23 protein-coding genes are annotated in these 21,997 nt (G+C 36.2%); 8 read left to right on the top strand and 15 right to left on the bottom strand.

Features of this window, described 5'->3' with window-relative positions:
* The 3 genes from BUL40_RS02800 to BUL40_RS02790 are packed head-to-tail and all read right to left on the bottom strand — an operon-like array spanning position 1 to position 3,707.
* Positions 1-1,353, bottom strand: coding sequence for an HlyD family secretion protein (locus tag BUL40_RS02800; protein ID WP_080317984.1), 1,353 nt, complete (start codon positions 1,351-1,353; stop codon positions 1-3).
* Positions 1,346-3,028, bottom strand: coding sequence for a peptidase domain-containing ABC transporter (locus tag BUL40_RS02795; protein WP_010518075.1), 1,683 nt, complete (start codon positions 3,026-3,028; stop codon positions 1,346-1,348). The genes BUL40_RS02800 and BUL40_RS02795 overlap by 8 nt, the downstream gene beginning before the upstream one ends.
* A gap of 4 nt (positions 3,029-3,032) precedes the next feature.
* Entirely contained in the window at positions 3,033-3,707 is a 675-nt protein-coding gene (locus tag BUL40_RS02790) for a TetR/AcrR family transcriptional regulator (protein ID WP_029511445.1), read from the bottom strand.
* A gap of 155 nt (positions 3,708-3,862) precedes the next feature.
* Between BUL40_RS02790 and BUL40_RS02785 the strand changes: the two genes are divergently transcribed.
* The 4 genes from BUL40_RS02785 to BUL40_RS02770 all read left to right on the top strand — a co-directional run bounded on the left by BUL40_RS02785 (position 3,863) and on the right by BUL40_RS02770 (position 6,141).
* Positions 3,863-4,252 carry a hypothetical protein gene (locus tag BUL40_RS02785; protein ID WP_010518073.1) on the top strand — a complete coding sequence of 130 codons (390 nt, stop codon included), beginning with the start codon at positions 3,863-3,865 and terminating at the stop codon, positions 4,250-4,252.
* Between the two features lie 96 nt (positions 4,253-4,348).
* A complete protein-coding gene (locus BUL40_RS02780) occupies positions 4,349-4,912 on the top strand; it encodes a DNA-3-methyladenine glycosylase I (protein ID WP_010518071.1) in 564 nt (187 codons plus the stop codon).
* Positions 4,899-5,477: a hypothetical protein gene (locus tag BUL40_RS02775; protein WP_141239635.1), complete on the top strand. Its 579-nt coding sequence runs from the start codon at positions 4,899-4,901 to the stop codon at positions 5,475-5,477. Before BUL40_RS02780 ends, BUL40_RS02775 begins: the two co-directional genes overlap by 14 nt.
* On the top strand, positions 5,443-6,141 hold the full coding sequence (locus BUL40_RS02770; RefSeq protein WP_244901809.1) for a DUF2490 domain-containing protein: 699 nt from the start codon (positions 5,443-5,445) through the stop codon (positions 6,139-6,141). Before BUL40_RS02775 ends, BUL40_RS02770 begins: the two co-directional genes overlap by 35 nt.
* Here the strand turns inward: BUL40_RS02770 and aat are convergent.
* A complete protein-coding gene (gene aat / locus BUL40_RS02765; RefSeq protein ID WP_080317981.1) occupies positions 6,130-6,792 on the bottom strand; it encodes a leucyl/phenylalanyl-tRNA--protein transferase in 663 nt (220 codons plus the stop codon). The two genes, BUL40_RS02770 and aat, sit on opposite strands and share 12 nt — an antisense overlap.
* 94 nt (positions 6,793-6,886) lie before the next feature.
* On the bottom strand, positions 6,887-7,264 hold the full coding sequence (locus BUL40_RS02760) for a DUF3127 domain-containing protein (protein WP_080317980.1): 378 nt from the start codon (positions 7,262-7,264) through the stop codon (positions 6,887-6,889).
* 122 nt (positions 7,265-7,386) lie between these two features.
* Between BUL40_RS02760 and BUL40_RS02755 the strand changes: the two genes are divergently transcribed.
* The gene (locus tag BUL40_RS02755; protein ID WP_080317979.1) at positions 7,387-8,532 is read left to right on the top strand and encodes a sensor histidine kinase; all 1,146 of its coding nucleotides are present in this window, start codon (positions 7,387-7,389) and stop codon (positions 8,530-8,532) included.
* 2 nt (positions 8,533-8,534) lie between these two features.
* Positions 8,535-8,879 (top strand): hypothetical protein, encoded by a 345-nt coding sequence (locus tag BUL40_RS02750; RefSeq protein WP_080317978.1) that lies wholly within the window; start codon positions 8,535-8,537, stop codon positions 8,877-8,879.
* Here the strand turns inward: BUL40_RS02750 and BUL40_RS02745 are convergent.
* Both BUL40_RS02745 and greA read right to left on the bottom strand, forming a co-directional pair.
* A complete protein-coding gene (locus BUL40_RS02745) occupies positions 8,858-9,262 on the bottom strand; it encodes an HIT family protein (RefSeq protein WP_080317977.1) in 405 nt (134 codons plus the stop codon). The two genes, BUL40_RS02750 and BUL40_RS02745, sit on opposite strands and share 22 nt — an antisense overlap.
* Positions 9,263-9,321: 59 nt before the next feature.
* A complete protein-coding gene (gene greA / locus BUL40_RS02740) occupies positions 9,322-9,798 on the bottom strand; it encodes a transcription elongation factor GreA (protein ID WP_080317976.1) in 477 nt (158 codons plus the stop codon).
* A 172-nt stretch (positions 9,799-9,970) separates the two neighbouring features.
* Here greA and BUL40_RS02735 point away from each other — a divergent pair, with 172 nt between their 5' ends.
* Positions 9,971-10,408: a hypothetical protein gene (locus tag BUL40_RS02735; RefSeq protein ID WP_176465434.1), complete on the top strand. Its 438-nt coding sequence runs from the start codon at positions 9,971-9,973 to the stop codon at positions 10,406-10,408.
* On the opposite strand, the gene BUL40_RS02730 is transcribed toward BUL40_RS02735, so the two are convergent.
* The 3 genes from BUL40_RS02730 to BUL40_RS15710 all read right to left on the bottom strand — a co-directional run bounded on the left by BUL40_RS02730 (position 10,405) and on the right by BUL40_RS15710 (position 14,403).
* Positions 10,405-11,400, bottom strand: a complete 996-nt coding sequence (locus tag BUL40_RS02730; RefSeq protein WP_080317974.1) for a Gfo/Idh/MocA family protein — start codon at positions 11,398-11,400, stop codon at positions 10,405-10,407. The genes BUL40_RS02735 and BUL40_RS02730 overlap by 4 nt on opposite strands.
* Before the next feature lie 121 nt (positions 11,401-11,521).
* Positions 11,522-13,810, bottom strand: a complete 2,289-nt coding sequence (locus tag BUL40_RS02725; protein WP_080317973.1) for a TonB-dependent receptor — start codon at positions 13,808-13,810, stop codon at positions 11,522-11,524.
* A 446-nt stretch (positions 13,811-14,256) separates the two neighbouring features.
* Complete coding sequence (locus tag BUL40_RS15710) at positions 14,257-14,403, bottom strand: hypothetical protein (RefSeq protein ID WP_157832760.1); 147 nt, start codon at positions 14,401-14,403, stop codon at positions 14,257-14,259.
* Positions 14,404-14,549: 146 nt separating this feature from the next.
* Here BUL40_RS15710 and BUL40_RS02720 point away from each other — a divergent pair, with 146 nt between their 5' ends.
* Positions 14,550-16,937 (top strand): hybrid sensor histidine kinase/response regulator, encoded by a 2,388-nt coding sequence (locus tag BUL40_RS02720; protein WP_080317972.1) that lies wholly within the window; start codon positions 14,550-14,552, stop codon positions 16,935-16,937.
* Here BUL40_RS02720 and BUL40_RS02715 read toward each other — a convergent pair.
* The 5 genes from BUL40_RS02715 to BUL40_RS02695 form a co-directional block, all read right to left on the bottom strand.
* A complete protein-coding gene (locus tag BUL40_RS02715) occupies positions 16,926-18,278 on the bottom strand; it encodes a sigma-54-dependent transcriptional regulator (protein WP_080317971.1) in 1,353 nt (450 codons plus the stop codon). The two genes, BUL40_RS02720 and BUL40_RS02715, sit on opposite strands and share 12 nt — an antisense overlap.
* A 149-nt stretch (positions 18,279-18,427) precedes the next feature.
* A complete protein-coding gene (locus BUL40_RS02710) occupies positions 18,428-18,727 on the bottom strand; it encodes a hypothetical protein (RefSeq protein WP_010516395.1) in 300 nt (99 codons plus the stop codon).
* A gap of 321 nt (positions 18,728-19,048) precedes the next feature.
* Positions 19,049-21,145 carry a DUF4301 family protein gene (locus BUL40_RS02705; RefSeq protein WP_080317970.1) on the bottom strand — a complete coding sequence of 699 codons (2,097 nt, stop codon included), beginning with the start codon at positions 21,143-21,145 and terminating at the stop codon, positions 19,049-19,051.
* Complete coding sequence (gene pnuC, locus BUL40_RS02700; RefSeq protein WP_176465433.1) at positions 21,106-21,738, bottom strand: nicotinamide riboside transporter PnuC; 633 nt, start codon at positions 21,736-21,738, stop codon at positions 21,106-21,108. The genes BUL40_RS02705 and pnuC overlap by 40 nt, the downstream gene beginning before the upstream one ends.
* Positions 21,722-21,982 (bottom strand): YkoF family thiamine/hydroxymethylpyrimidine-binding protein, encoded by a 261-nt coding sequence (locus tag BUL40_RS02695; RefSeq protein WP_080317969.1) that lies wholly within the window; start codon positions 21,980-21,982, stop codon positions 21,722-21,724. The genes pnuC and BUL40_RS02695 overlap by 17 nt, the downstream gene beginning before the upstream one ends.
* Between the last annotated feature and the right edge of the window lie 15 nt (positions 21,983-21,997).

Here is a 21,997-nt window from a genome sequence, read left to right as displayed (position 1 = left end):
TTACTTTGTTTTTGCGGTTTCGGTTTGCTTTACGTTTTGGTAATAATTGGGAGGAAAGCCATTTAATTGCCTCCACAACTCAAACCAAATAGGCACATCTTGCAATAAGGCAATTGTATTGGCACCAGAACCTACACGAAGTTGTTCTGGCCAAGCCTCTGCCTCTGGATCTGGGGCCAACAAAACCCTATACTTACCGTTGTCACTTATAAAGTTTTCTATTGCAACAATTTTACCACCGTAGGTACCCACGGAAACATTTGGCCAGCCACTAAACACTATAGAAGGCCACCCATCAAACTGAATTCTTACCTCATCCCCAATTTGCAATAATGGCAAGTCTATTGGAGAAACATAGGTTTCTACGGCCATATCAAAACTTGCAGGCATTATACCCAACAACTTCTGACCTTCTTTAAAGGTTTCTCCTATACCACCTATTATGGCCTTGTTTATGTAACCACTCTGGGGCGCACGTATGTAATACAAATCGTTACGGATGCTATAGTTGGTAACCGCATTTTCCAATTTGGTTACTTGAGCCTCCGAATCAAACTGACTACTTTGCGCGGTATACAAATCGCTCTGTGCTTTAGAAATCTTATCTGTATACTCTGCCTGTACTCGATTTATCTCAACCTGCGCATTGATCACATCATTCTTACTGGCCAACAACTTATTTTCTTGCGAAACTAACTTAGCTTGCGTTTCTTGCAATTTTAACCGTTTTTGTTCTAACTCTGTTAAAGACTTTAAACCTTCTTCTTGTAATTGTTGGTTACGCTCAAATTGTCTTTCTGCAATGGCCAAGTTGGTTTTGGCGGCTTCCAAATCTATACTATCACTTACTACCTTAAGTTTAGATTGTTGCAACTTGTTCTTTGCTTGCTCTAGCTTTAAAACCCGTTCTTGCGCCAATGCTCCAATTTGTACGTTCAACGCTTTTACTTTGCCTTGATACGAGGTTACCGACATTTCTTTGGCCTTTAACTGTTTACCCGTACGCTCTACCAAATTAGGGTCAAAGTACTCGTTCTTTACTTCTGAAATATGCAGTATAGTATCTCCCTTCTCTACAAAATCTCCTTCTCTTACATACCATTTTTCTATTCTACCCGGTATTGGGGATTGAATGGTCTGCGGTCTTTGATCTGGTGTTAACGTAGTTAAATACCCTTTACCAGTAACGTTCTGTGTCCATGGCAAGAACAAGATGATGACCAAGAAAATTGAGAATACCAGTAGAAACCTATTAAAGTGCTTAAAATGCTCTTTATAAAAAACTTTTTGGGCAGATTTAAACCTTCCTAAATCTACCGTTTTATTTAATTTATTATGAGATATGTTAAGCATGGCCGTTGTTTATTTGGTTAACAATTGCACCATTTTCCATGGTAATGATTCTATTGCAGAATTTTTCCCATTTAAGGTTCTCACTCACAATTACCAAAGCCCATCCGTTAGATGAATCTGAAAGAAAACTCATGATTTCTTCAGCCTCTTTTAGTTCCATTTGCTCTAACGGGTCTTTAAGCACCAATAGCTTAGGTTTTTTAACAATACTACGGGCCAGCACTATTTTTTTAGCAACCGTAAATGGAATTTGCTGCCCTTCTGGATAAAGTATGGTCTTTAATCCTTTCTCTTGACTTTTTACAAATTGGGTAAGTTTGGTTTTTTCCAAAGCCCAATACACGTCGTCTGAGGTTATATCTGGGTCACCAAAAGTTAGGTTATCCCATATAGTACCTTCAAAAGGTGTTTCTTCGCTCAATGATTGCCCTAGATGAGAACGGTAGTAATTAAGGTTAATTCCTTTTAGTTTTACATCATTAATAAAGATGTTACCCTGGGTTGGCTCTAAGATTCCGGCTATCATTTTTAATAAGCTACTCTTACCACTACCAATTGGTCCGTGGATCAAAATAGAACAACTTGGTGATATTTTTAAGGAAACGTTATCCACGATATTCTTTTCTTTATCCGGCACGGCAAAAGAAACCTCGCTTAACTCCACATCAAAATTTTGGTTTTCTTTAAAGGGCATTTCACCATCTTGTGGCTCTAACTTTTTATCTACTACTTGCCCTATCTTTTCTAAAGAGGTAAGCAAATCATAAAAGTTTTCTAGACCCATTATGAGTTTCTCTACAGAACCAATTACCAGTAGAATAATAATTTCTGCAGCCACAAATTGGCCAATGTTCATTTCTTGGTTAAGTACCAACAAACCACCAATTAACAACAGACCGGCCGTTACCAATACTTTAAAACCAATCATCTGCATAAATTGTAGAATCAAAATTTTAAAATGGCTCTCCCTTGCCTCCAAATAATCTACAACCAAAGTATCGTTCTTATCTACCGCATGGCTTGTTTTACCAGATAGCTTAAAACTTACTATGCATCTGGCCACCTCTTGCAACCAATGGGCAACACGGTATTTATGCTTAGATTCTTGCAAACTAGTCTCTAAACCACGTTGTGCCGTAAACTTAAACACCACGTAAATAAGCAGTAAAAGAAGTATACCGTAGGCAATAAAAAAGGGATGGTAAAAAGAAAGCAACAACAACCCAAACATAATTTGGAGCAATGCCGCCGGAAAATCTATTAAAACCTTGGACAAGGATTTTTGTACCGTTAGGGTATCAAAAAAACGGTTGGCCAATTCGGGCGGGTAATAATTGTGCAGCTCGCTCATTTTTATTTTTGGAAATCGATATGCAAATTCAAATGAGCTTCTAGTAAAGATTTTTTGCTGAACATTTTCAATAATGCGTATCTGCATTAACTGCAACAACCCCACAAATGCCACACCAATGGTTACCAAAATAACCAACACAATCCAAGAGGTACTAACCTGCGCACCTTGTATTAAGTTGATGATTGCCTGTATTCCCAAAGGAAGCGATAGGTTTACCAAGCCTGCAAAAATAGCGTAGTAAAAAACTTGAAGAATGTCTCGCTTATCCAATTTTAGCAAACCTAATAGACGCTGCCAGGACGAGAGAATGTTTTTGGACATGTACTTACTTTTTTAAAGTGTTAAAAACAACTTGTTTAATAAAATTAGTTGTTGTTAATTCTTGGCTGCAGTTTGTTAAAGACGGTAAATGTTCTTTTAAAAAGTGCTGGTGCAGCGCGGTTTCCATTATGGTGCTAGCCAAACTTGCAGGAAACTCATACGCGGGCGCAATACTTTTTATCATTTCTTCCAAGCGATTTACCATTCGCTTATAAATAACAAAATAACCGTCTTTGTTTTCTTGCTTTACCTCTTTAGTTAAATAAGATTTAGACGATTCATTTATTACAATTCTATTTAATAGCACTTCATTGATATGACCAAAATTATGATCTTCAACCTTAGTCCTTGATATAATCTCTATGGCTTTCTCCAACTTTTCTTGTGCATTGGGCACACTATAGGTGGCAAATACCAATTGATATTCTAACCAACCCCAATACCAAGAAGTTAAGTAGACCAATAACTTGTGTTTATTTTCAAAATATCTGTAAATGGAACTCTCGTTACTTTTTATACGCTCCCCTAATTTTCTAAAGGTAAAAGCTTCAAAACCCATTTCGTCGATTAAAATAATACTATACTCAATGATTCTTCTTCCTAACTCAGAGGATTCTGGATCTTTTAAGTAAATATTATCATTTATGGCAATTTTAATGTTCTGCAATAATCTATCCATAGCACAAAAATGAAATCACAAATATAATAGCATTACTATTATATTCTAATAGCTTAACACATTTTAACAAAAGCATAGCTTTGAATTACGATTCTTTCTAAATATCTTTACTTTCAGTTCATAAATAATTAACAACAACAAAAATTTTAACAGCGATGAAAACAAAAATTTCATTTTTAGCCTTATTCGCATTTTTAGTAACTACTATTACAGTAGCACAAGAATCGTATACAGATGTAGTTTCGGTAGGTGATGTAATGATTATTGGTTCACCCTCTGGAAATTCCTATGAGCATGTAGAAATTCCTAGAAAGAATTTCATTATCAAAAAAGGGGGTATCGCCAATATTTCTAGCATTGCCCAAAACAAAGTAGAGGTAACCGACTTAAAGACTAAAAATGGTACAACCTTGGTAAGTCTTAAAAAAATGGACGGAAAGAAATTCTTCAATGCTTATAGAATACTTAAAGCCGACCTTAACGGAGCCATAAACAGTGGTGAACTTAAACTTTTAAAAGGCGGAAAGTCTGAAATGAGCAAGTAATTTTGGTTAGTTACGTAGTGGAAAGGCTCCTTATTGCAAACAATAAGAAGCCTTTTTTATTTTTATTTATACCTAACTTACCCCTAAAAACCAAGAATGGAAAAAACCAGATGTGATTGGTGTAAAAATGATGAATTGTACGTAGCTTATCATGACAAAGAATGGGGCAAACCAGTAAAAGACGATTCCATTTTTTTTGAATTTCTGATTCTAGAGACTTTCCAAGCGGGATTAAGCTGGATTACCATTTTAAGAAAGCGAGAAAATTTTAGGGCCGCTTTTGATGCTTTTGACTACAAAAAAATTGCCCGTTACAATACGGATAAAATAAACCAACTATTAACCAACCCCGGCATAATAAGGAATAAACTAAAAGTTAATGCCGCAAAAAGTAATGCTATTGCTTTTATGCTAGTACAAGAAGAATTTGGAAGTTTTAGCAATTATATTTGGTCTTTCTTGGACCACAAACCACTAAAAAATAATTTTGAAGATAACTCTCAGGTTCCTGCTACGACACCACTTTCTGACAAAATAAGCAAAGATTTAAAAAAGCGTGGGTTTAAATTTGTGGGCAGCACTGTGGTTTATGCTTTTATGCAAGCCACCGGGTTAGTTAACGATCATCTAACTAGTTGTTTTAGACATGAACAAGTGTAAGTATCTAATAATGCTGTTATTTGGCATAGTTTGCAGCACCCATGGGCAGCAAAAACAAGAATGGGAGCATCGTATACCTAAAGAAGCATTCCCCCCAACCGCTCTAGAACTTCTTAAGCCTTATTTAAAAAACGCCAAACGCATTCGGTTTTATCAAGAAAAAGATGGCCAAAAGGTTTCTTTTGAAAGTAAATTTAAATTGAAACGAATTTTTTACAGCGTAGAGTTTGATCAAAAGGGTGTTTTGGAAGATGTAGAGTTTATTATTGCTCCCTACGATATGACCAATGAAACGTGGGAAACTATTTCTAATTATCTAGAAACAAATTATGATCGGTACCGAATTAAAAAAATACAACAACAGTATATTTTAAACGGTACTGCCAAAACCACTTTAAAACAAGCGTTTCAAAATCTGATTTTGGATACCAACAACTTTGAAATCATCATTGCCTATAGAACACCAAAGGGTTTTAAAGAAATGGAATTATTGTTTAACACCTCGGGTAAATTACTTTCAAAAAGAGCGAGTGAGCCGCAGAAGTATGATCATGTCCGGTATTAGGTTTTTTCTTTTAATTGTTCTTTGCCTACTAGTAGATTTAGGGTACGGTCAAGACTTTACAGGTTATATACAACCCACCGTTGCACTAAACTACAAGGTTACCCCTTTTTATTCTCACAACTTTGCCATTAATAGTAGAAATTTTTGGTTTAAAGATGAAGAATCTACCCTTAAAGCCAAACAGCTAGATTTGGTACATTTTTCCAATTTAAAAATAATGGACAATCAAAGTGTTACTTTTGGTGTTCAATATCGTTTTAGGTCTTTTATAGATTCAGGGGAAAATGAACTTCGATTAACCCAACAATATAATTATACCCAAAAACCATTTATAGTACGTTTTGGCCAGCGGTTTAGAACGGAACAACGTATTACAAAATCCAATACCGTGCATCGTTTTAGATATCGATTTTCCGTAGATTTTCCATTAAATGGAGAACGCATTGATATTGGTGAAGGTTATTTAGTTGGCAATCTAGAGAGTTTACTAAGTATTGGCAAACACATAAATCCAGAATATGATCAACGAGCAACCCTACAATTGGGTTGGCTTCTAAGCAATTCCATTAAATTTCAGGTTGGCACAGAATATAGACTAGAAGATTTTACAGATGGTAAAGCGCACATACTTATATTCATTTCTACGCTAAATTTATCCCTTTAAATAGCTCATAAAGACCGTTCTGTCTATTTCTATTGCCCCCAAACTAGCCAGATGTTCCGTGTAAACCTGGCAATCTATAAGCTTATAATCCTTAGTTTCTAGTTCTTTGGCCAAATGTATAAATGCATACTTAGATGCGTTGGAGACCAAGCTAAACATACTTTCTCCACAAAAAACACGGCCCAAGTCAATACCATATAATCCGCCCACTAAGTCTTTGGCTTGCCAAACTTCATAAGATACGGCAAAACCCTTTTGGTGTAGGTCTAAATAGGCTGCTTTCATTTTTGGGGTTATCCAAGTGCCCTCTTGCCCTTTTCTTTCTAGTTGGGCACAATTGTCTATAACTTGCTCAAATGCCTTGTTCTTGGTTAATTCAAATGAGGAGTTCCGCAAAACCTTACGCATACTTTTAGACACTTTGATCTCTTTAGGAAACAAAACCATTCTTGGATCTGGAGACCACCAAAGAATCAATGCATCTTCATTAAACCATGGAAAAATTCCGCTCTTATAGGCCAACAGCAAACGTTCTGGAGACAAATCGCCACCTACTGCCAATAACCCCTCGTCATTGGCATGGTCTACAGGCGGAAACCACAATTGGTCGTCTAAATAATAAATAGGCTGCTGTTCTTCATTGGTTTGCATACCTTAAATTATATTTTTCAGCATTAATAATCCAATTTGTTTAAAAACAAAAAGCCACTACAATGTAGTGGCTTTTAAACATGTTCTTTTCTATTTAGAACGGAAGGTCGTCATGATCTTCATCACTTATATCATCTGCTGGTTCAAAAGCTTCCATTGGAGGTACTGGCGGCATGCCACCCTCTGGCTGCGCCTGTTCCAAGTTTTCTATGCGCCATCCCTGTATAGAATTAAAATACTTGGTTTCTCCTTGCGGATTTACCCATTCTCTACCTCTTAAATTTATGCTTACCTTAACCATTTGCCCAACCTTGTAACTGTTTAACAAATCGCATTTATCTTGCACAAACTCAACTAAAATATGTTGTGGATATTGTTCTTCTGTTGTAACTACCAATTCTCTTTTTCTAAAACCATTGTTTCCGTAGGTTTTAGTCTCGTCTATCATTTTTATTCTACCCTGAACTTCCATGAACTTGAATTTTAATGGCTTCAAAAATAGGTAAATTGTAAAGTATAATTAAAGTACGCCATGGTATGTTTTCAACAATTCCGTTTAATTAATTTATCTTAGAAAATATTTTAAACTCCAGTATGTATTTTTCTACCAGACAAAAAGCACCCAATATAATTTTGCTTACAGCAGCTTTTGTTTTGGTTAGTTTAATTCTTTGGAACACCAACAGTTTTTTTAAAAAGTTTAAAGAAGAAGAACGACTTAAAATGGAAATTTGGGCCACAGCCCAACTTGAACTCATACAATCTCCAGTAGACCAAGAATTGGGCAATCTAACCTTAAAAGTATTGGGCAACAACACCTCTACACCCATGATATTGGTTAATGAAGAAGGTTCTATAAAATCATTGAATATTCCACAAGAAAAGCAAACCGACACCACTTACCTACAAGAAAAAATACAAGAATTTAAAAACGAAAACCAACCCATAGAAATTATTCAGGGTGGGGAACTACTGGAAACACTGTACTATGGAAATTCTGAAGTACTGAACAAGCTAAAGTACTATCCGCTAGCCTTGTTATTGATTATTTTCCTATTTGGGGCCGTCATCTTCTTCTTTTTTAGAACAAATAAGGCATCTGAACAGAACAAGTTATGGGCGGGCATGGCCAAAGAAACAGCGCACCAAATTGGTACGCCATTAACCTCATTATTGGGCTGGAACGAACTTTTAAAGACCGAGGCTATTAATCCGGATATTACTATAGAAATAGAAAAAGACATAGACCGCCTACAAACCATAACCGAACGTTTTTCCAAAATTGGGTCCACACCAGAATTAAAACCGCAAGATATTGTAGCGGAGACCCAAAAAGCATATGACTACCTTAAAAAGAGGAGCTCTAAACTCATCGATTTTAGTTTTAAGACCGATTTAGATCATTTATTGGTACCTTTAAATGTGCCACTATACAACTGGAGTATAGAAAACCTGGTTAAAAATGGTATAGATGCCATGAAAGGCAAAGGCAGCATTGCCTTGCAAATAGAACTTAAAGGAAACTATGTTTCTATTTTAATTTCTGATACGGGCCATGGCATACCTAAAAGCGAACATACCAATATTTTTAATCCTGGTGTAACTACTAAAAAAAGAGGTTGGGGGCTAGGGCTATCTTTGGTAAAAAGAATAATAGAAGAGTACCATAAAGGTAAAATTAGGGTACTTACTTCTAATAAAGGCGGCACAGTAATGCAAATACTTTTGAAGATTATTTAATTATGGCCACGGAAAAAAACATTACCATTAAAGAAGCAGAACTGGTAAACAATTGTCCAGAGTGTTTTAACCAAGAATTAAAGCTTTCTTTTTATCAAAAACATACCTACAATGCTTTTTTTCATAGAACCACCCCAACGGTAACCCATGAGATTAAATGCAAGACTTGCTATAACATTATTTATCCGGTAAACTGGACGGAAGATATTGAGCGTGTTTTTGACTACTATAACAAATTGGTAGAACCAGACAAGCCAGCTATACGGCTAACCTCTTTGACATTGGTTTTAATTCTAGTCTTAGTGGTATTAGTTGCCGGGGGTATTTATTTATTGCTTGCCAAATAAGCTCTGGTAATTTTTTGTGATAAGGCTTCAAAAGCCTCTTTTTCTAAGGTTACTTTTGATTGAAAAGTAGCGTCTGCCATTTTATTCAAGGGTATTAAATGTACATGTACGTGTGGTACCTCTAGGCCTATAACAGACATCCCCACCCTTTTGCAAGGCACCACGGATTCAATTGCTAAAGCCACTTTCCTAGAAAAGGTCATTAAACGGTTATACAAGGCTTCATCCAAATCCCAAATTTTATCTACTTCTTTTTTGGGAATACAAAGGGTATGCCCCTCGGCATTTGGATTAATATCCAAAAAAGCGTAGAATTCTTCGGTTTCCGCAACCTTATAACTTGGTATTTCGCCATTTACTATTTTAGTGAATATACTTGCCATATCTAGAAAATAAAAAACCCGTCGTTTAGACGGGTTTAAATATACTATTCCAATTTTATTTAGGCTCGGGTGATTTCGAGAATTTCGAATTTTAACGTTCCATTTGGCACCTTAATCTCCGCCACATCCCCAACAGACTTACCAAGAAGTCCTTTTCCAATTGGAGAGGTAACAGATATTTTACCCGTCTTTAAATTAGCCTCGCTTTCTGCAACCAAGGTATATTTCATTTCCATACCGTTGGCTTGATTTTTTAACTTAACGGTAGACAATACCAAAACCTTAGAGGTATCTAGTTGACTTTCATCTATAATTCTAGCGTTGGACACGGTTTCCTCTAGCTTAGCTATCTTCATTTCTAAAAGTCCTTGTGCTTCTTTTGCCGCATCATACTCTGCATTTTCAGATAAATCTCCCTTATCTCTTGCTTCTGCAATAGCCTGTGATGCCTTTGGGCGTTCCACATCCCTTAAATGGTCTAATTCTTCCTTCAGTTTCTTTAAACCTTCTGGAGTATAATATGATATTTTAGACATAAATATTTTAATTAAAACAATACCACGCTGAAGAAAATCAATATTTTCCCAGCGTATATGTAGTTCCTATAATTGAAAAATCCTCTACCAGAACCAAAACAACTTTGGTTTTTTAGAGAGGATTAACGCAAATATACGGATTTTTTAACCACTTTTACGGCAAATTTGTGGGATGAAACGTTATTGTTGCCTGATTTTCTTGATTTTACTTCTAGCCTGTTCTAAAGATGCTACCAACAGAAATCCGTACTTATTAGAAACTAATTTTAGGTTTGAATTGAACTTGAACCTACCCCTTTATACCAATTTAAATACTATTGGCAACCCTGTTTATGTTGGCAACAATGGTGTTGGTATTAGAGGGGCGTATGTAATGAAGGTATCCCCAGATAGTTATTTGGCGTTTGAAGCCAGTTGTCCTAACCATACACCAAACGAGTGTTCTACCATGGTTGCTAATGGACAAAATGTTGTTTGCCCCTGCGATGACCTAGAGTATAGCCTCTTTAATGGTTTTTTAACCAATACCCCTGATGATGGGAATAGGTACTATGGCTTATTAAACTATAGAACCTCCCAAAGTGGAAGTTCTGTTTTTATTTTTAATTAGAGATTACCAAGAATTGCATCCATTACCCAACTGGTGCGCAAGGCTGTCTGGCCAGTTGACGGATGATCTTGAATTCCAAAAAGGTCGTTTTTCATATTCAAAACATGAAATTCTTGAACATGTTTGGGGTGGGGTATCTCCAAGCTTTCTTCTATTTTATTGGTACGTATAGTTATTGGGGCTTCGTCTAAAACGGCAAATCGTATTTCACCATCTGAACCGTAAATAACAACCTCATCTTGAGCGGTATTAAGTCCAAAATTCCAAACACCAGAACCCATAACCCCATTTTTATGCATCCAATTACCTACAATAGCGTCCTTTGAAGTATACAAGCCTTGCTGGTTGTTGGCTAAACCGTTGGCGGTAACTATTTCTCCCAACAAAAACGCAAATAAATCTAAACCATGACTAGCCAAGTCATCAAAATATCCTCCTGGTGCTACTCTAGCCTCTGTTCTCCAATTGGGAATCTTTGAAGTATCGGTTGGGCTAGGCGTTCTAGATTTGTGCCAAGTTATTTGTCTAATGGTACCAATTAAGCCGGCATCTAGCCATTCTTTAATTTTTAAAAATCTTGGTAAAGAACGGCGGTAATATGCAACATATAGCGGCAGCTGTTTTTCTTTAAAGGCTTGGTATATAGATAAGCTTTCCGCATAACTGGGAGCCATTGGTTTTTCTATGCAACAGGGTTTGCCCGCCTCTGCAACCATTAATGCATACTTTTTATGTGTATCTGGAGGCGTAGCAATGTAAACCGCATCTACCAAATTAGAATAGATCAATTCTGATGCATCTGTGGTGTAATTGGGTATTGCGTGCCTTGTGGCATAGTCTACCAGCTTGGCCTTGTCTCTACGCATTACCATACTTAGTTCAAAACCAGGTGTTATAGAATAGGGCGGACCACTTTTCACCTCGGTTACATTACCACAACCAATTATACCCCATCTTACCGGAGTATGTGTAAAAAAAGTAGTGCGCCCCATTTTTATAGCTTTTAGAAGGTACTAAGGTATAAAAAGAAACACCCGTTGCACGTAAAAACAATTGGGGGACTACACCAAATAGTATAACTGTTTCTTCTGCTCGGGGTGTTGGGGTGCAAAGTTAAAAATTAACCAATGCGCCCAACAAGAAATTTATACCTGCTTGCGGATAAAAGCCAGCTCCCTCTATAGTAGTAATTGTAGTATCACTACTCCACGTATCATCATACGTATAAAAATACCCGTTAGAAACTATGTGCTGATCAAATATGTTGTTCACTAAGCCAGACAAAACAATACTTTTTACAAAACCTTTGGTTGGTATGGCATATTGAATATTAAAGTCGGTTTGGGAATAGGCATCCAACTTACTTTTTGGTGCATCTATATTACCCATATATTGTTCCCCAACGTATTTAGATAAAACCGCTACCATAATCCTTTCATTAGGTGTAAAGGCCAATCTGTTACCGGCAACTACACCAGGAGAAAATGCAATTTTTGTATCTCCAAGATTTTCCAACACACCATCTCTCTGAAAACGAAAGTCTATGTTTCTATTGGTACTTAGTGCAATATTTGGTTGCAAAGACCATTTATTTCCCAGTGCAATATTGGCATCTACTTCTAATCCCAACCTATAACTATCCCCAACATTTGCTCTAATTGGCGCACCAACATCGTTTATTTCACCGGTTAAGACCAATTGATCTTTGTAACGCATGTAGTAGACGTTGGTGTTTAGTTGAAATGTATTGGAAACATATCGCCATCCCAACTCAAAATCGTTAAGCTTTTCTGGCTTTGGATTTCCATTTTCGTAATCGTTCCTGTTTGGCTCCCTGTTGGCTCTGGCGTAAGAAAGATAAAAATTATTGTTTCTATTTAAATCGAAAGTAATACCGGCTTTAGGGTTAAAAAAATGAAATGTATCATCTACCAAACCTGTTTCTTCTCCATTAGCCGTATACCCTACAGAACGGTATTGTAGATCACCAAACAAGCTCCAATTTTGGTTAAGCTTATAGTTTGCTTTGGTGTAGATGTTAAAATCTGTTTTTCTAGATTGATCAAAGTAATAGCGATCTCTTATCTGGCTATCCGTTGCATATCTGGCCCAAATTATTTCACCATAATGGTCGCCATCATAAGCGTTCCAACCTCCTCCAACAATAAAATCGATAGCATCATCTACGTAATTGGCAGAAAAAATGGCACCATAAAAATCATTGTTTAGCCATCTTCTTCTAATAAGGTCTGTTGTATTAACCTCTTCGCCTTTAACGGTTATGGGATCAAAACCATAAGTTGAAAAATCATCGTCTTCTCTAAATTGCTCAAAATAGCCCCGGCCGTGTGTAAAATGAAAAGCTAAATTGGTACTCCAATTTGAATTCCATGCTTCGTTCCAGTGCAATTGAAAATGATCTTGTTTGTAATTATCTTCCTCCTTGTCATAAAACTGGATGTTTCCCGCTTCATCAAAATAAACACCCGCAACATTAAAAGTTGGATTCTCCTTTAAATCAGGGTTTGCCCCCAAAGCTTCTACATACTCAGGTTCAAAACCGTACCAAGATTGGTAGGTTACCTCGTGCCCACCAAACAAAAGCGCTTTAATTAAAGTATTATCATCTTTATAGGCGCCTTGTAAAAAGTAAGATTCTAGTTTTGAAGATGCCCTGTCAATATATCCGTCTGATGTAATCTTAGATAAACGCCCAGAAATTTCAAAATGATCACTTAACAAGCCCGTACTAAACTTAATGTTATTACGTAAAGTATTAAAACTACCAACACTTGCTCCTACTTGAGCATAGGCTTCTTCTGAAATAGCATCTGTTAACAAGTTTAAACTGGCCCCAAATGCAGCAGCTCCGTTAGTAGAGGTACCTACCCCTCTTTGTAATTGTAAACTTTGGGTAGATGAAGCAAAGTCTGGCATGTTTACCCAAAAAGTACCTTGAGATTCTGAATCATTGTAAGGAATACCATTGATGGTTACGTTAACCCGGGTAGCATCGCTACCTCTAACACGTATACCTGTATAACCTACACCGGCACCAGCATCTGTTGTTGTTACCACAGACGGCAAATAATTCATAAGAACGGGAATATCTTGCCCTAAATTACGCGGTGCAATTTCTTCCTTATCCAAGTTAGAAAAAGTAACTGGTGATTCTTTTGTTACCCTTACCGCCTTGACCAGAACTTCGTCCAAAACCACTTCCTTACCTTGAAGGGTGTCTTGTTTTTGATTTTGGGCTTGTGCGGTGGTTACTTGTATCCCAGCAAAGGCTAAAATGGAAAAACTGGTCAAAACAGTAGTTTTGTTTAATTGTTTTGACAACGAACCTCCAACATTTTTCCGATTTAGAGATTTAAAAATTCTTGAATAGAGCGGTTTCATCCGTAAAAAATATTACGAATAAAAGGGGCTATTATTCTTGTTACACTTGATTTTTTGTTTCCAAAGGAAACATAGCAATTCCATGAAGCACCTGAGTGCCTTCCCTTAGCGGCATTACCCGCCCAGGTTCAATGGGTATAATCTCAGCCTCTAAAAAAAGAAGCACCCCTTAGAGATAAGCCGCAAATGTAAAACCGAAAAAAACAAAAAACAAAAAAGACTGCTTAAAGCAGTCTTTTTATGATCAATCTAACAAACCATTGATTTGGGGGATACATGGAAAAATTATCTCTGTTTGTCATTGACCGTAGATAACGCATGGTTAGTGTAATATAGCATCATCTTAAAAATTTTTATGTGTTGCTCAATTTAAAAGAAAGGGCCGTAAGTAAGACCTTACGGCCCTTCAACCAAATCAACCAACCAATGATCCGCCGGTCTTTCGACTAAGACGGAATATGAATTTCATTACTGTTAGATTTTATCACGATTTGCTTCTCTTTGGTGGTATCTTCATTAACCGCAAAGGCGGCAACTGAAACCGATACCAAAAAGGCTAATCCAAAAAATAGTGATCGTAATAAATCTTTCATTTCTTTTGCTTTCTATTATTAAGACACCACATTTTTAAATGGGTCACTTTTTCATCAAAAAAAAATAATTTTTTGCGTTAACAATTAACTTTTTATTGGTGCTAAAGGCGCCTTTACCTCAGTAAATTTGGGCTTTTACATCTATTTTGAAAAAGAAGAAAAATTTTATTTTTAAAATTGTATTTAGCTACTTGTTGTTAGCCGCACTAACGCTTTGGGCAGGTTGGTTTTTTTATCTAGAACTAGATAATATACTACCTAAAAAAGAAGAATTAAGCCCAAAGGAAAGCCAGCTATTGTTAATCAATAAGCTAACCAACTCTATTTACGAGGCAGAAAGTTTATCCAAACTGGCCTTACAAAACAACAATTCCTCGCAATTTGTAAAATACGCTGTTAAAGTTGATAGTATTCTTTTAGAAATCGGGGAGCTAAAAAACCAAATGGAAAACGCAAAGCGTACCACCATATTAGATAGCTTAAGTGGGTTGCTAAAACAAAAAGTTTTAAACAATAACCAGTTAAGGAAACTAGATAAAGAAAACATCGCAACACAATCAATAGATAGTCTTTTACAAAAAATAAAAACCGTAGAGGCTAATGTGGGTACAATTACACCAAGGGCACTTGTTCCCAATTTTGACCAATTGCCAAAGAAAACCCAACAATCTGTAATTGATTATGCAGAAATATTAAATAAAAACGCCAAGAGGGAGCAAACCGTAGAACAAGAACGAAGGTTGATTGACAGTGTACTTATAGCCACACAGAATTTACTACTACAAACAAAGATTAAGCAACAAAACCAAAATAGACAAATTGCATCTAAAGAGTTACAGATATTGAGAATGGATCTAGAAATTTCTCAAAAACTTACCAATTTAACCTCAACGTTAGAACAAGAAGTACTTTTACAAGCTACGCAGGCCAATGTAAATCAATCCCTTGCCCTTAAAAAAAGCACAAATAATATAAAATGGCTGGGGCTTATAGCTATTGTCATTATTTTATTATCTATCTACTTTATAAGTCGAGATTTTAGAAAAGTACAACGCTTAAGTTGGCAATTAGATCAAGCCAACACCTATACCAAGCAACTTTTACAAGCAAGGGAGCAGCTTATTAAAACAGTGAGCCATGATATGCGAAGCCCTTTAGGATTGATTAAAGGGTATGCAGAGTTACTACCGGAAGCCAACAACGCTACCGAAAGCCAAAAATACATTAATAACATACAATTGGCGGCCAGCCAAGTAAACCAACTGGCTAATGATTTGCTGGATTTTTCTAAACTTGAAGCAGGTAAGTTACAGCTAACCCCAACCCAATTTGTACCAGCACAACTCATAACATCTGCCGCCCAAAGTTTAAGGCCCACCAACAGCTCTATCGCATTAATAATTGACCTTGCCCCAGAATTAAACAATACTTTTAAGACCGATCCTTTTAGGTTTAGACAGGTATTGAACAACTTAATTTCAAATGCATTTAAATTTACGAAAGAAGGCCATGTAAAGGTATCTGGACGATTAGAAGATAATTTTATTGTGGTGAACATAGCCGATACGGGCACTGGCATACCAAACACCTTACAGAATACAATATTTAACGAGTTTACCCAAGCAGAAAGCACAGCAAAAAGTCAAGGTTACGGCCTTGGTTTAACTATAGCTAAAAAAATAACCGAGCTACTTAATGGTTCCATTAATTTTACCAGTGTAGAAAACATAGGAACCACATTTGTAGTTAAAATTCCTGTGGAAACTGTCAACACTCTTAACCTCCCAACAACTTTACCAACAACTAGAAAGGCAAAAGTTATAATTATAGACGATGACCCATATCTATTGGAATTGACCACCACCTTTTTTAAACAACTACAAATAGATTTTCTAGCATACAATGACTTTGAAAAGGTTCCTGATATAGCAAATATGGAATATGATTTAGTAATAACCGATATGCAAATGCCCAATTATACGGGATTTGAGGTTTTAGATAGATTCAAGAACACCTTTAAACACTATAAAGGGCAACCCATAATTGCTATGACAGGTGATATGGGGTTAACAAAAGGGGATTGCACCCAAGCGGGATTTACCGATTTGATACATAAACCTTTTTCAAAAGACATGCTAGTGCAAATGTTAAAAACCTATCTAGGTTATGAAACAGTTATAGAAAATACTAACCAAGAAACGGTACCGGAGTTTGAAACATTTAATCCGGAAAAGCTAGTTGGATTTTTAGACCCAAAAGAGGTTAACATTAAACTGAAAGAAAATCTACTTACTTTTTATGAAGAGACCTTAAAAAATAGTAGTATAATAAACAAAGCCTTACTAAAAAGGGATTCTGTTACCATTAGAGAGACAGCCCATAGAATGCTTCCTATGTTTAGGCTTTTAGAAATAAAAGATGTTATATCTTTTTTGGAAGAACTTGAGAGTAATGGCAACACCATTTACCAGAACGAACTTAACCATAAATTGCAACAAACACTAAACGAAATAAAAGACTATTTACAGGTCTAATTTGTAATAAGCCATTCTGTTGTAAAGTGTTTTACGAGTTATTTGCAGGAGTTTTGCTGCTTTAGACTTATTATATTTTGTTTGTACCAAGGCCTCTTCAATTCGCCTTTTTTCTAAGATTTCTTTATCTACCCAGTTTACCGCGGCGTTTTCTACACTAGATTCAACGTTTGAATTAGCCTTATTTTTCATGTGTTCCGGTATTAGAGCTACATCTATTTCTTTTTCTTGACATAATAATACCAAGCGCTTAATTAAATTTTGAAGTTCCCTAAAATTTCCTGGCCAAGGATACTTTTTCAGAATACTTAAAGCGTCATTAGTAAACCCCTTAACATCTTTATGTAATTCTGCATTGGCTTTGTTCAAAAAATAATCAATGAACAATGGCAAATCTAAATTTCGTTCTTTTAAGGAAGGTACGTTAATCGTAAATTCATTTAAACGATGAAAAAGATCCTCCCTAAATCTGCCATCGGCTACTGCTTGTTCCAGGTTCTCATTTGTTGCAGAGACCAAACGTATGTCTACCGGAGTTTCTTTGGTACTACCCACTTTTTTAATGCTGCGTTCCTGTAAAGCCCTTAATAACTGCACTTGATTTTCATACGATAAATTACCAACCTCATCCAAAAATAGGGTGCCACCAGAACTAGCCTCAAAACAACCCACCTTATCTTCTACCGCACCTGTAAAACTCCCTTTAACATGACCAAAAAATTCACTTGCCGCTAACTCCTTAGGTATGGCCCCACAGTCTACGGCAATAAAACTACTAGTACAGCGCTTGCTAAGGTCATGAATTGCTTTTGCCGTAACCTCCTTGCCCGTGCCACTAGCCCCATTTATAAAAACGGACATATTGGTTGGCGCCACAAGGGCTATATGATTGTTTAATTGAACTGCCGCATCACTTATACCCATAACTCTATTGGATAAATCCTGTTTCGGTTTAGTTTCTGTGGCGGGCCCTGTATTTGGCGCTACCGATTGTATTTTTTGTAACGTTTCTAATAATGCATTTGGCGAAAAGGGTTTGGCTATATAATCTGCCGCTCCTTTTTTCATAGCGGCCACCGCACTACTTACCTCTGCATAACCCGTCATTACTACAACTTGGGTTTTTAGACCTTTTACCCTAATCTTATCCAACAACTCTATGCCCGTACCATTTGGTAGTCTTAAATCGGTCAACAAAACATCTAAAATGTTTTCATCCATAATTTGTAACGCCTGTTGTACCCCAAAAGCATTGAAAACGGTATACTTTTGACGCTCTAAGTAGCCTTTTAGCATATTACAAAAAGCTACATCATCATCTACAACAAGAATTTTGGGCATAATCTGTTAGGGTTACCTAACAAAGATACGTTTGCATTCTATGCTTTAGTTTCTAAAGAAATCTTAAATTATATACAATAACAAAAAAGGACCACCCAATTAAGGGTGGCCCTTTCTATCTAGACTCAACTAGCGCAAACTTAAACTTATTACATGTCTAACCAATTCCCTTCTGCATCGGCATAAAGGGTTTCCATGCTACCGTCTGCTGCGGTTATTTCAAGCTTATACTCTTCTTTTTCGTTTACGTAAGCTTTATTTATGGTTGCCCCTGCAAAATCTGCTTCTAGAGCATCTGTAACTGCTGCTGGTAAATCTGCAACCGCAATTTCTTTAAAATCTTCTGCGATAACTTCGCTCATGATACCATCATGTAGTGTTGCTGTAGCTGCACTTACTGCTGATAAACTTCCAATTGCTAATGCTGTGGCAAATAATAACTTTTTCATGTTGTCTGTGTTTTAATGTTAAACTTTGTTCTAGGTATAGAGAAAAAATGATTCCAAAATCTAACCTCCAACCTAAAAAAACGCAACTATCTTATTTTCAGAATATTAAAAAATAAGCCATAAAATAAAGTTGTATAAACAGCTGTTTACCTTTACACATAATGTGTAATTTTTATACAATCTATACTACACATAATGGTATTTATAAAACAATAGGTAATTCCATTAAAAGCCCTATTACTATAGGAATACAAAGCAATTTGGATTAAATAAAAAGGGCAACTTTATAAGTTGCCCTTTTTATTAAAAAATTACCTTGGTTTATACCTGATGTGTAGGTTTTAGCAAATCGTTCACTGTTTTAACCGGATTAAAAGTTACCAAAGGTACCTCTACAAAAATAGTGTTCCAATAAGCCATGGCACCATTCCACAGTCCAGGTAACTCAAGTGCTTTTAATTCTTTCCCTTCTTTAGTTTTTCCTGTTATAAAACCTTGTTTAGAGTCTACAAAATCCAATAAATTGTATTTTTCTCCCTTATAATTTTTAACCCCACACACTAAATCAACTGGATTAAAATGTGTGCTGTTATTAAGAATGTCCATCTGAGCATTATCATCTGTATTTATCTGGGCAGATTCTATAATTTGTAATGACATGTTGCCATCCCCATCTTGAATAAAAAACGGACCTCCGCCCGGCTCACCTTCATTTTTAACCATACCACATACACGTATTGGCCTGTTTATTTTAGCTTTTAACACCGCAGTTTTCTCCAGATTCGTAAGCTGCTCAAAATTCGTATCAAAACGAACGTTTAATTTTTGTTGTAAAAAGTTGGCAATTTCGTCCAATAAAGCACTACTTATTTCTGTGGCTTCCAATTTAGCCGCAAAATCAAACGCTTTTTCTTGTACTTGTAGCAATACGCCTGCTAGCATTTTTTTACTATTGGCAACCGCTTCAAGGTTTTTGGCAATGACCACGTTGTCTATGTTTTTTATAAAAATAATGTCTGCGGTTACATCATTTAAATTTTCTATTAGTGCTCCGTGGCCACCCGGTCTAAACAAAATAGACCCATCTTGGTTTCTAAAAGGTGTGTTGTCCAAATTAACCGCTAAGGTGTCTGTTGCGGGTTTTTGATTCGAGTATCCTATATTGAATACTACCCCAGTTTTTTTGTTGATTTTAGGGCTTGCAGCAGCTTCTTCTTCTGCAAACATCTCTTGATGCTGTGGCGAAATGGTAAAATGCAAATTGGCCTTTTTACCAGAAGCAGCGTAAAGCGCAGCTTCTTTTAAATGTTCCTCAAATGGAGTGGCACTTCCATCTTCGTATTGGTGAAATGGCAATAATCCTTTTGGATAAAAACCATAGTTAAGCCCCTCATTAGATAACATGTAAGTTACAAATGCGTGTGCCATAGCGCCATCGGAATCTTTTTCGCCAATTTTGGCTATTATCTTCTCATAAAATGGAAAATTCTTGATGCCAGAAACAAATTTTTGCACCGCTTTGTCTCCTTTTTCTTCTATATAGGCCGCTAAGGTTTTTTGTTTTGGGTCATATGCTTCTATAAAATTAAACATAGCCTTGAACATCCTAGACGCAGCACCTGAAGCTGGTACAAATTTTAACAATTGTAGGCTTTCCTTTTTAGATTGAAACAAGGCAATTAAATCCTTTTCTTCTTCTGTTGAATATTTATTGATACCCTTATCAAGAACGGCTGCAGCAATCAAATTAACAAAAGGAATCCCGGCTTTAAACGTTTCTACCTGATTCAATACTTTTTCTTTGGATATGCCTTTTTGTCTTAATTGTTCTAGGTCTTGGTCTGTAAATTGAATCATGTTTTTTTTTAAATTTTCTATAGCGTTAATGGCTGATTTTAAACGATTTTCTCGTGTACCCTTTAAAGTAACAAAATTCCTATCATATTTAATTAGGGTATTACGGAAATAGGCAAACATTTTATCTCTTTGGTCAGGTTTGTCTCTTAAATCGTCTTTTTCCCAAGGAATATCTATGTAGGTAAGTAAATAAAGGTGGTACGTGTTTTTAAGGGCATAGGCCTCAAGAACAGGATCACAACTACCAATATAATAAGCCTCAGAATATACTTTGGTCTCTAACAAATCCGTATCACAGATTAAGATTTCTTTGGTTTGTTCGGCAATTTTATTTTCCAAGGCCATTTGGCCAATAGCTATAGGTATTAAGTCTTCTGGCTCGCAAGTTTTATGCGTTGTTTCCCACTTTGCTTGTAAATATTCCCTAGCATATTCTGGCACCCAATTGGTGTTGTAATGCTTCGCCAAATCTTTGGCCAAAGTTGTTTTTCCTGTAGATTCTGGTCCAAACAGAACTATCTTTAGGAGGTCTGTTGGTTGCTGCTCAAGCTTTTTTTCCATTGTCTATATCCTTGAATGGCCAAAATGGTAAAAATTAAATATTGTAGTGCAAACATACCCCATCCCCTGTAAGCATATAAAGGAACGGTTATAAAATCACCAATTATCCATAGGGTCCAATTCTCTATTTTTTTTGTTGCCATATACCACATGGCGGTAAAGAAAATACCAGAGGTGAAGATATCTACATAATTGGTCCATTCTAATTCTTTACCAAACCACCTATATACACCATAAGTAATAAACATGGTTATTAAAAAGAAGATAAAACCAATACCTTTTTCTCTAGTGTTGGTTCTAGAGATAACTACAACTTGCTGTTTTTCTTTAGTCCTAGACCAGTTCCACCAGCCATAAATACTCATTACGGAGTAGTAGAAATTCATCATCATATCGCCATACAAACTGTCTATAAAAAAAAGGTAAACCGTTATTGCGGTGGCAACTAAACCGGTAGGGTATACCAAAATATTTTCTCTTTTGGCGTAAATCACAGATGCAATTCCAAAAAAGAAAGCCGTTGCTTCTAAAATTATAAGAGAAAGCGACCTACCCTCATAGGCATAGAAGAAAAAATCAAAAATTTGGCTCATAATCGCTCAAATCTGACTTAACAATTTTCATCCAAAGTAAACCGTGTTCCATAAGTTCCATAGCTTCCTTAATTTCCACTGTTAACAAAGCCATTACCTTGTCATAATCCCCATAAATTTGGGTACTTAAGGGAGTTTCAATGGTTTTTAAACCAGAAGCCCTTAATTGTTTTATAAAATTGATGATAACGGGTTCAAAATCATCATGCAGTGGGGTTAGGGTTAGTTCTACAGAAATTTTCATCTATTGGGTTTAGGG

This window comes from Croceivirga radicis (genome assembly GCF_002072105.2).
In the GTDB taxonomy this organism is placed as follows: Bacteria; Bacteroidota; Bacteroidia; order Flavobacteriales; family Flavobacteriaceae; genus Croceivirga; species Croceivirga radicis.
This window is presented reverse-complemented; position numbering and strand designations above follow the sequence as displayed.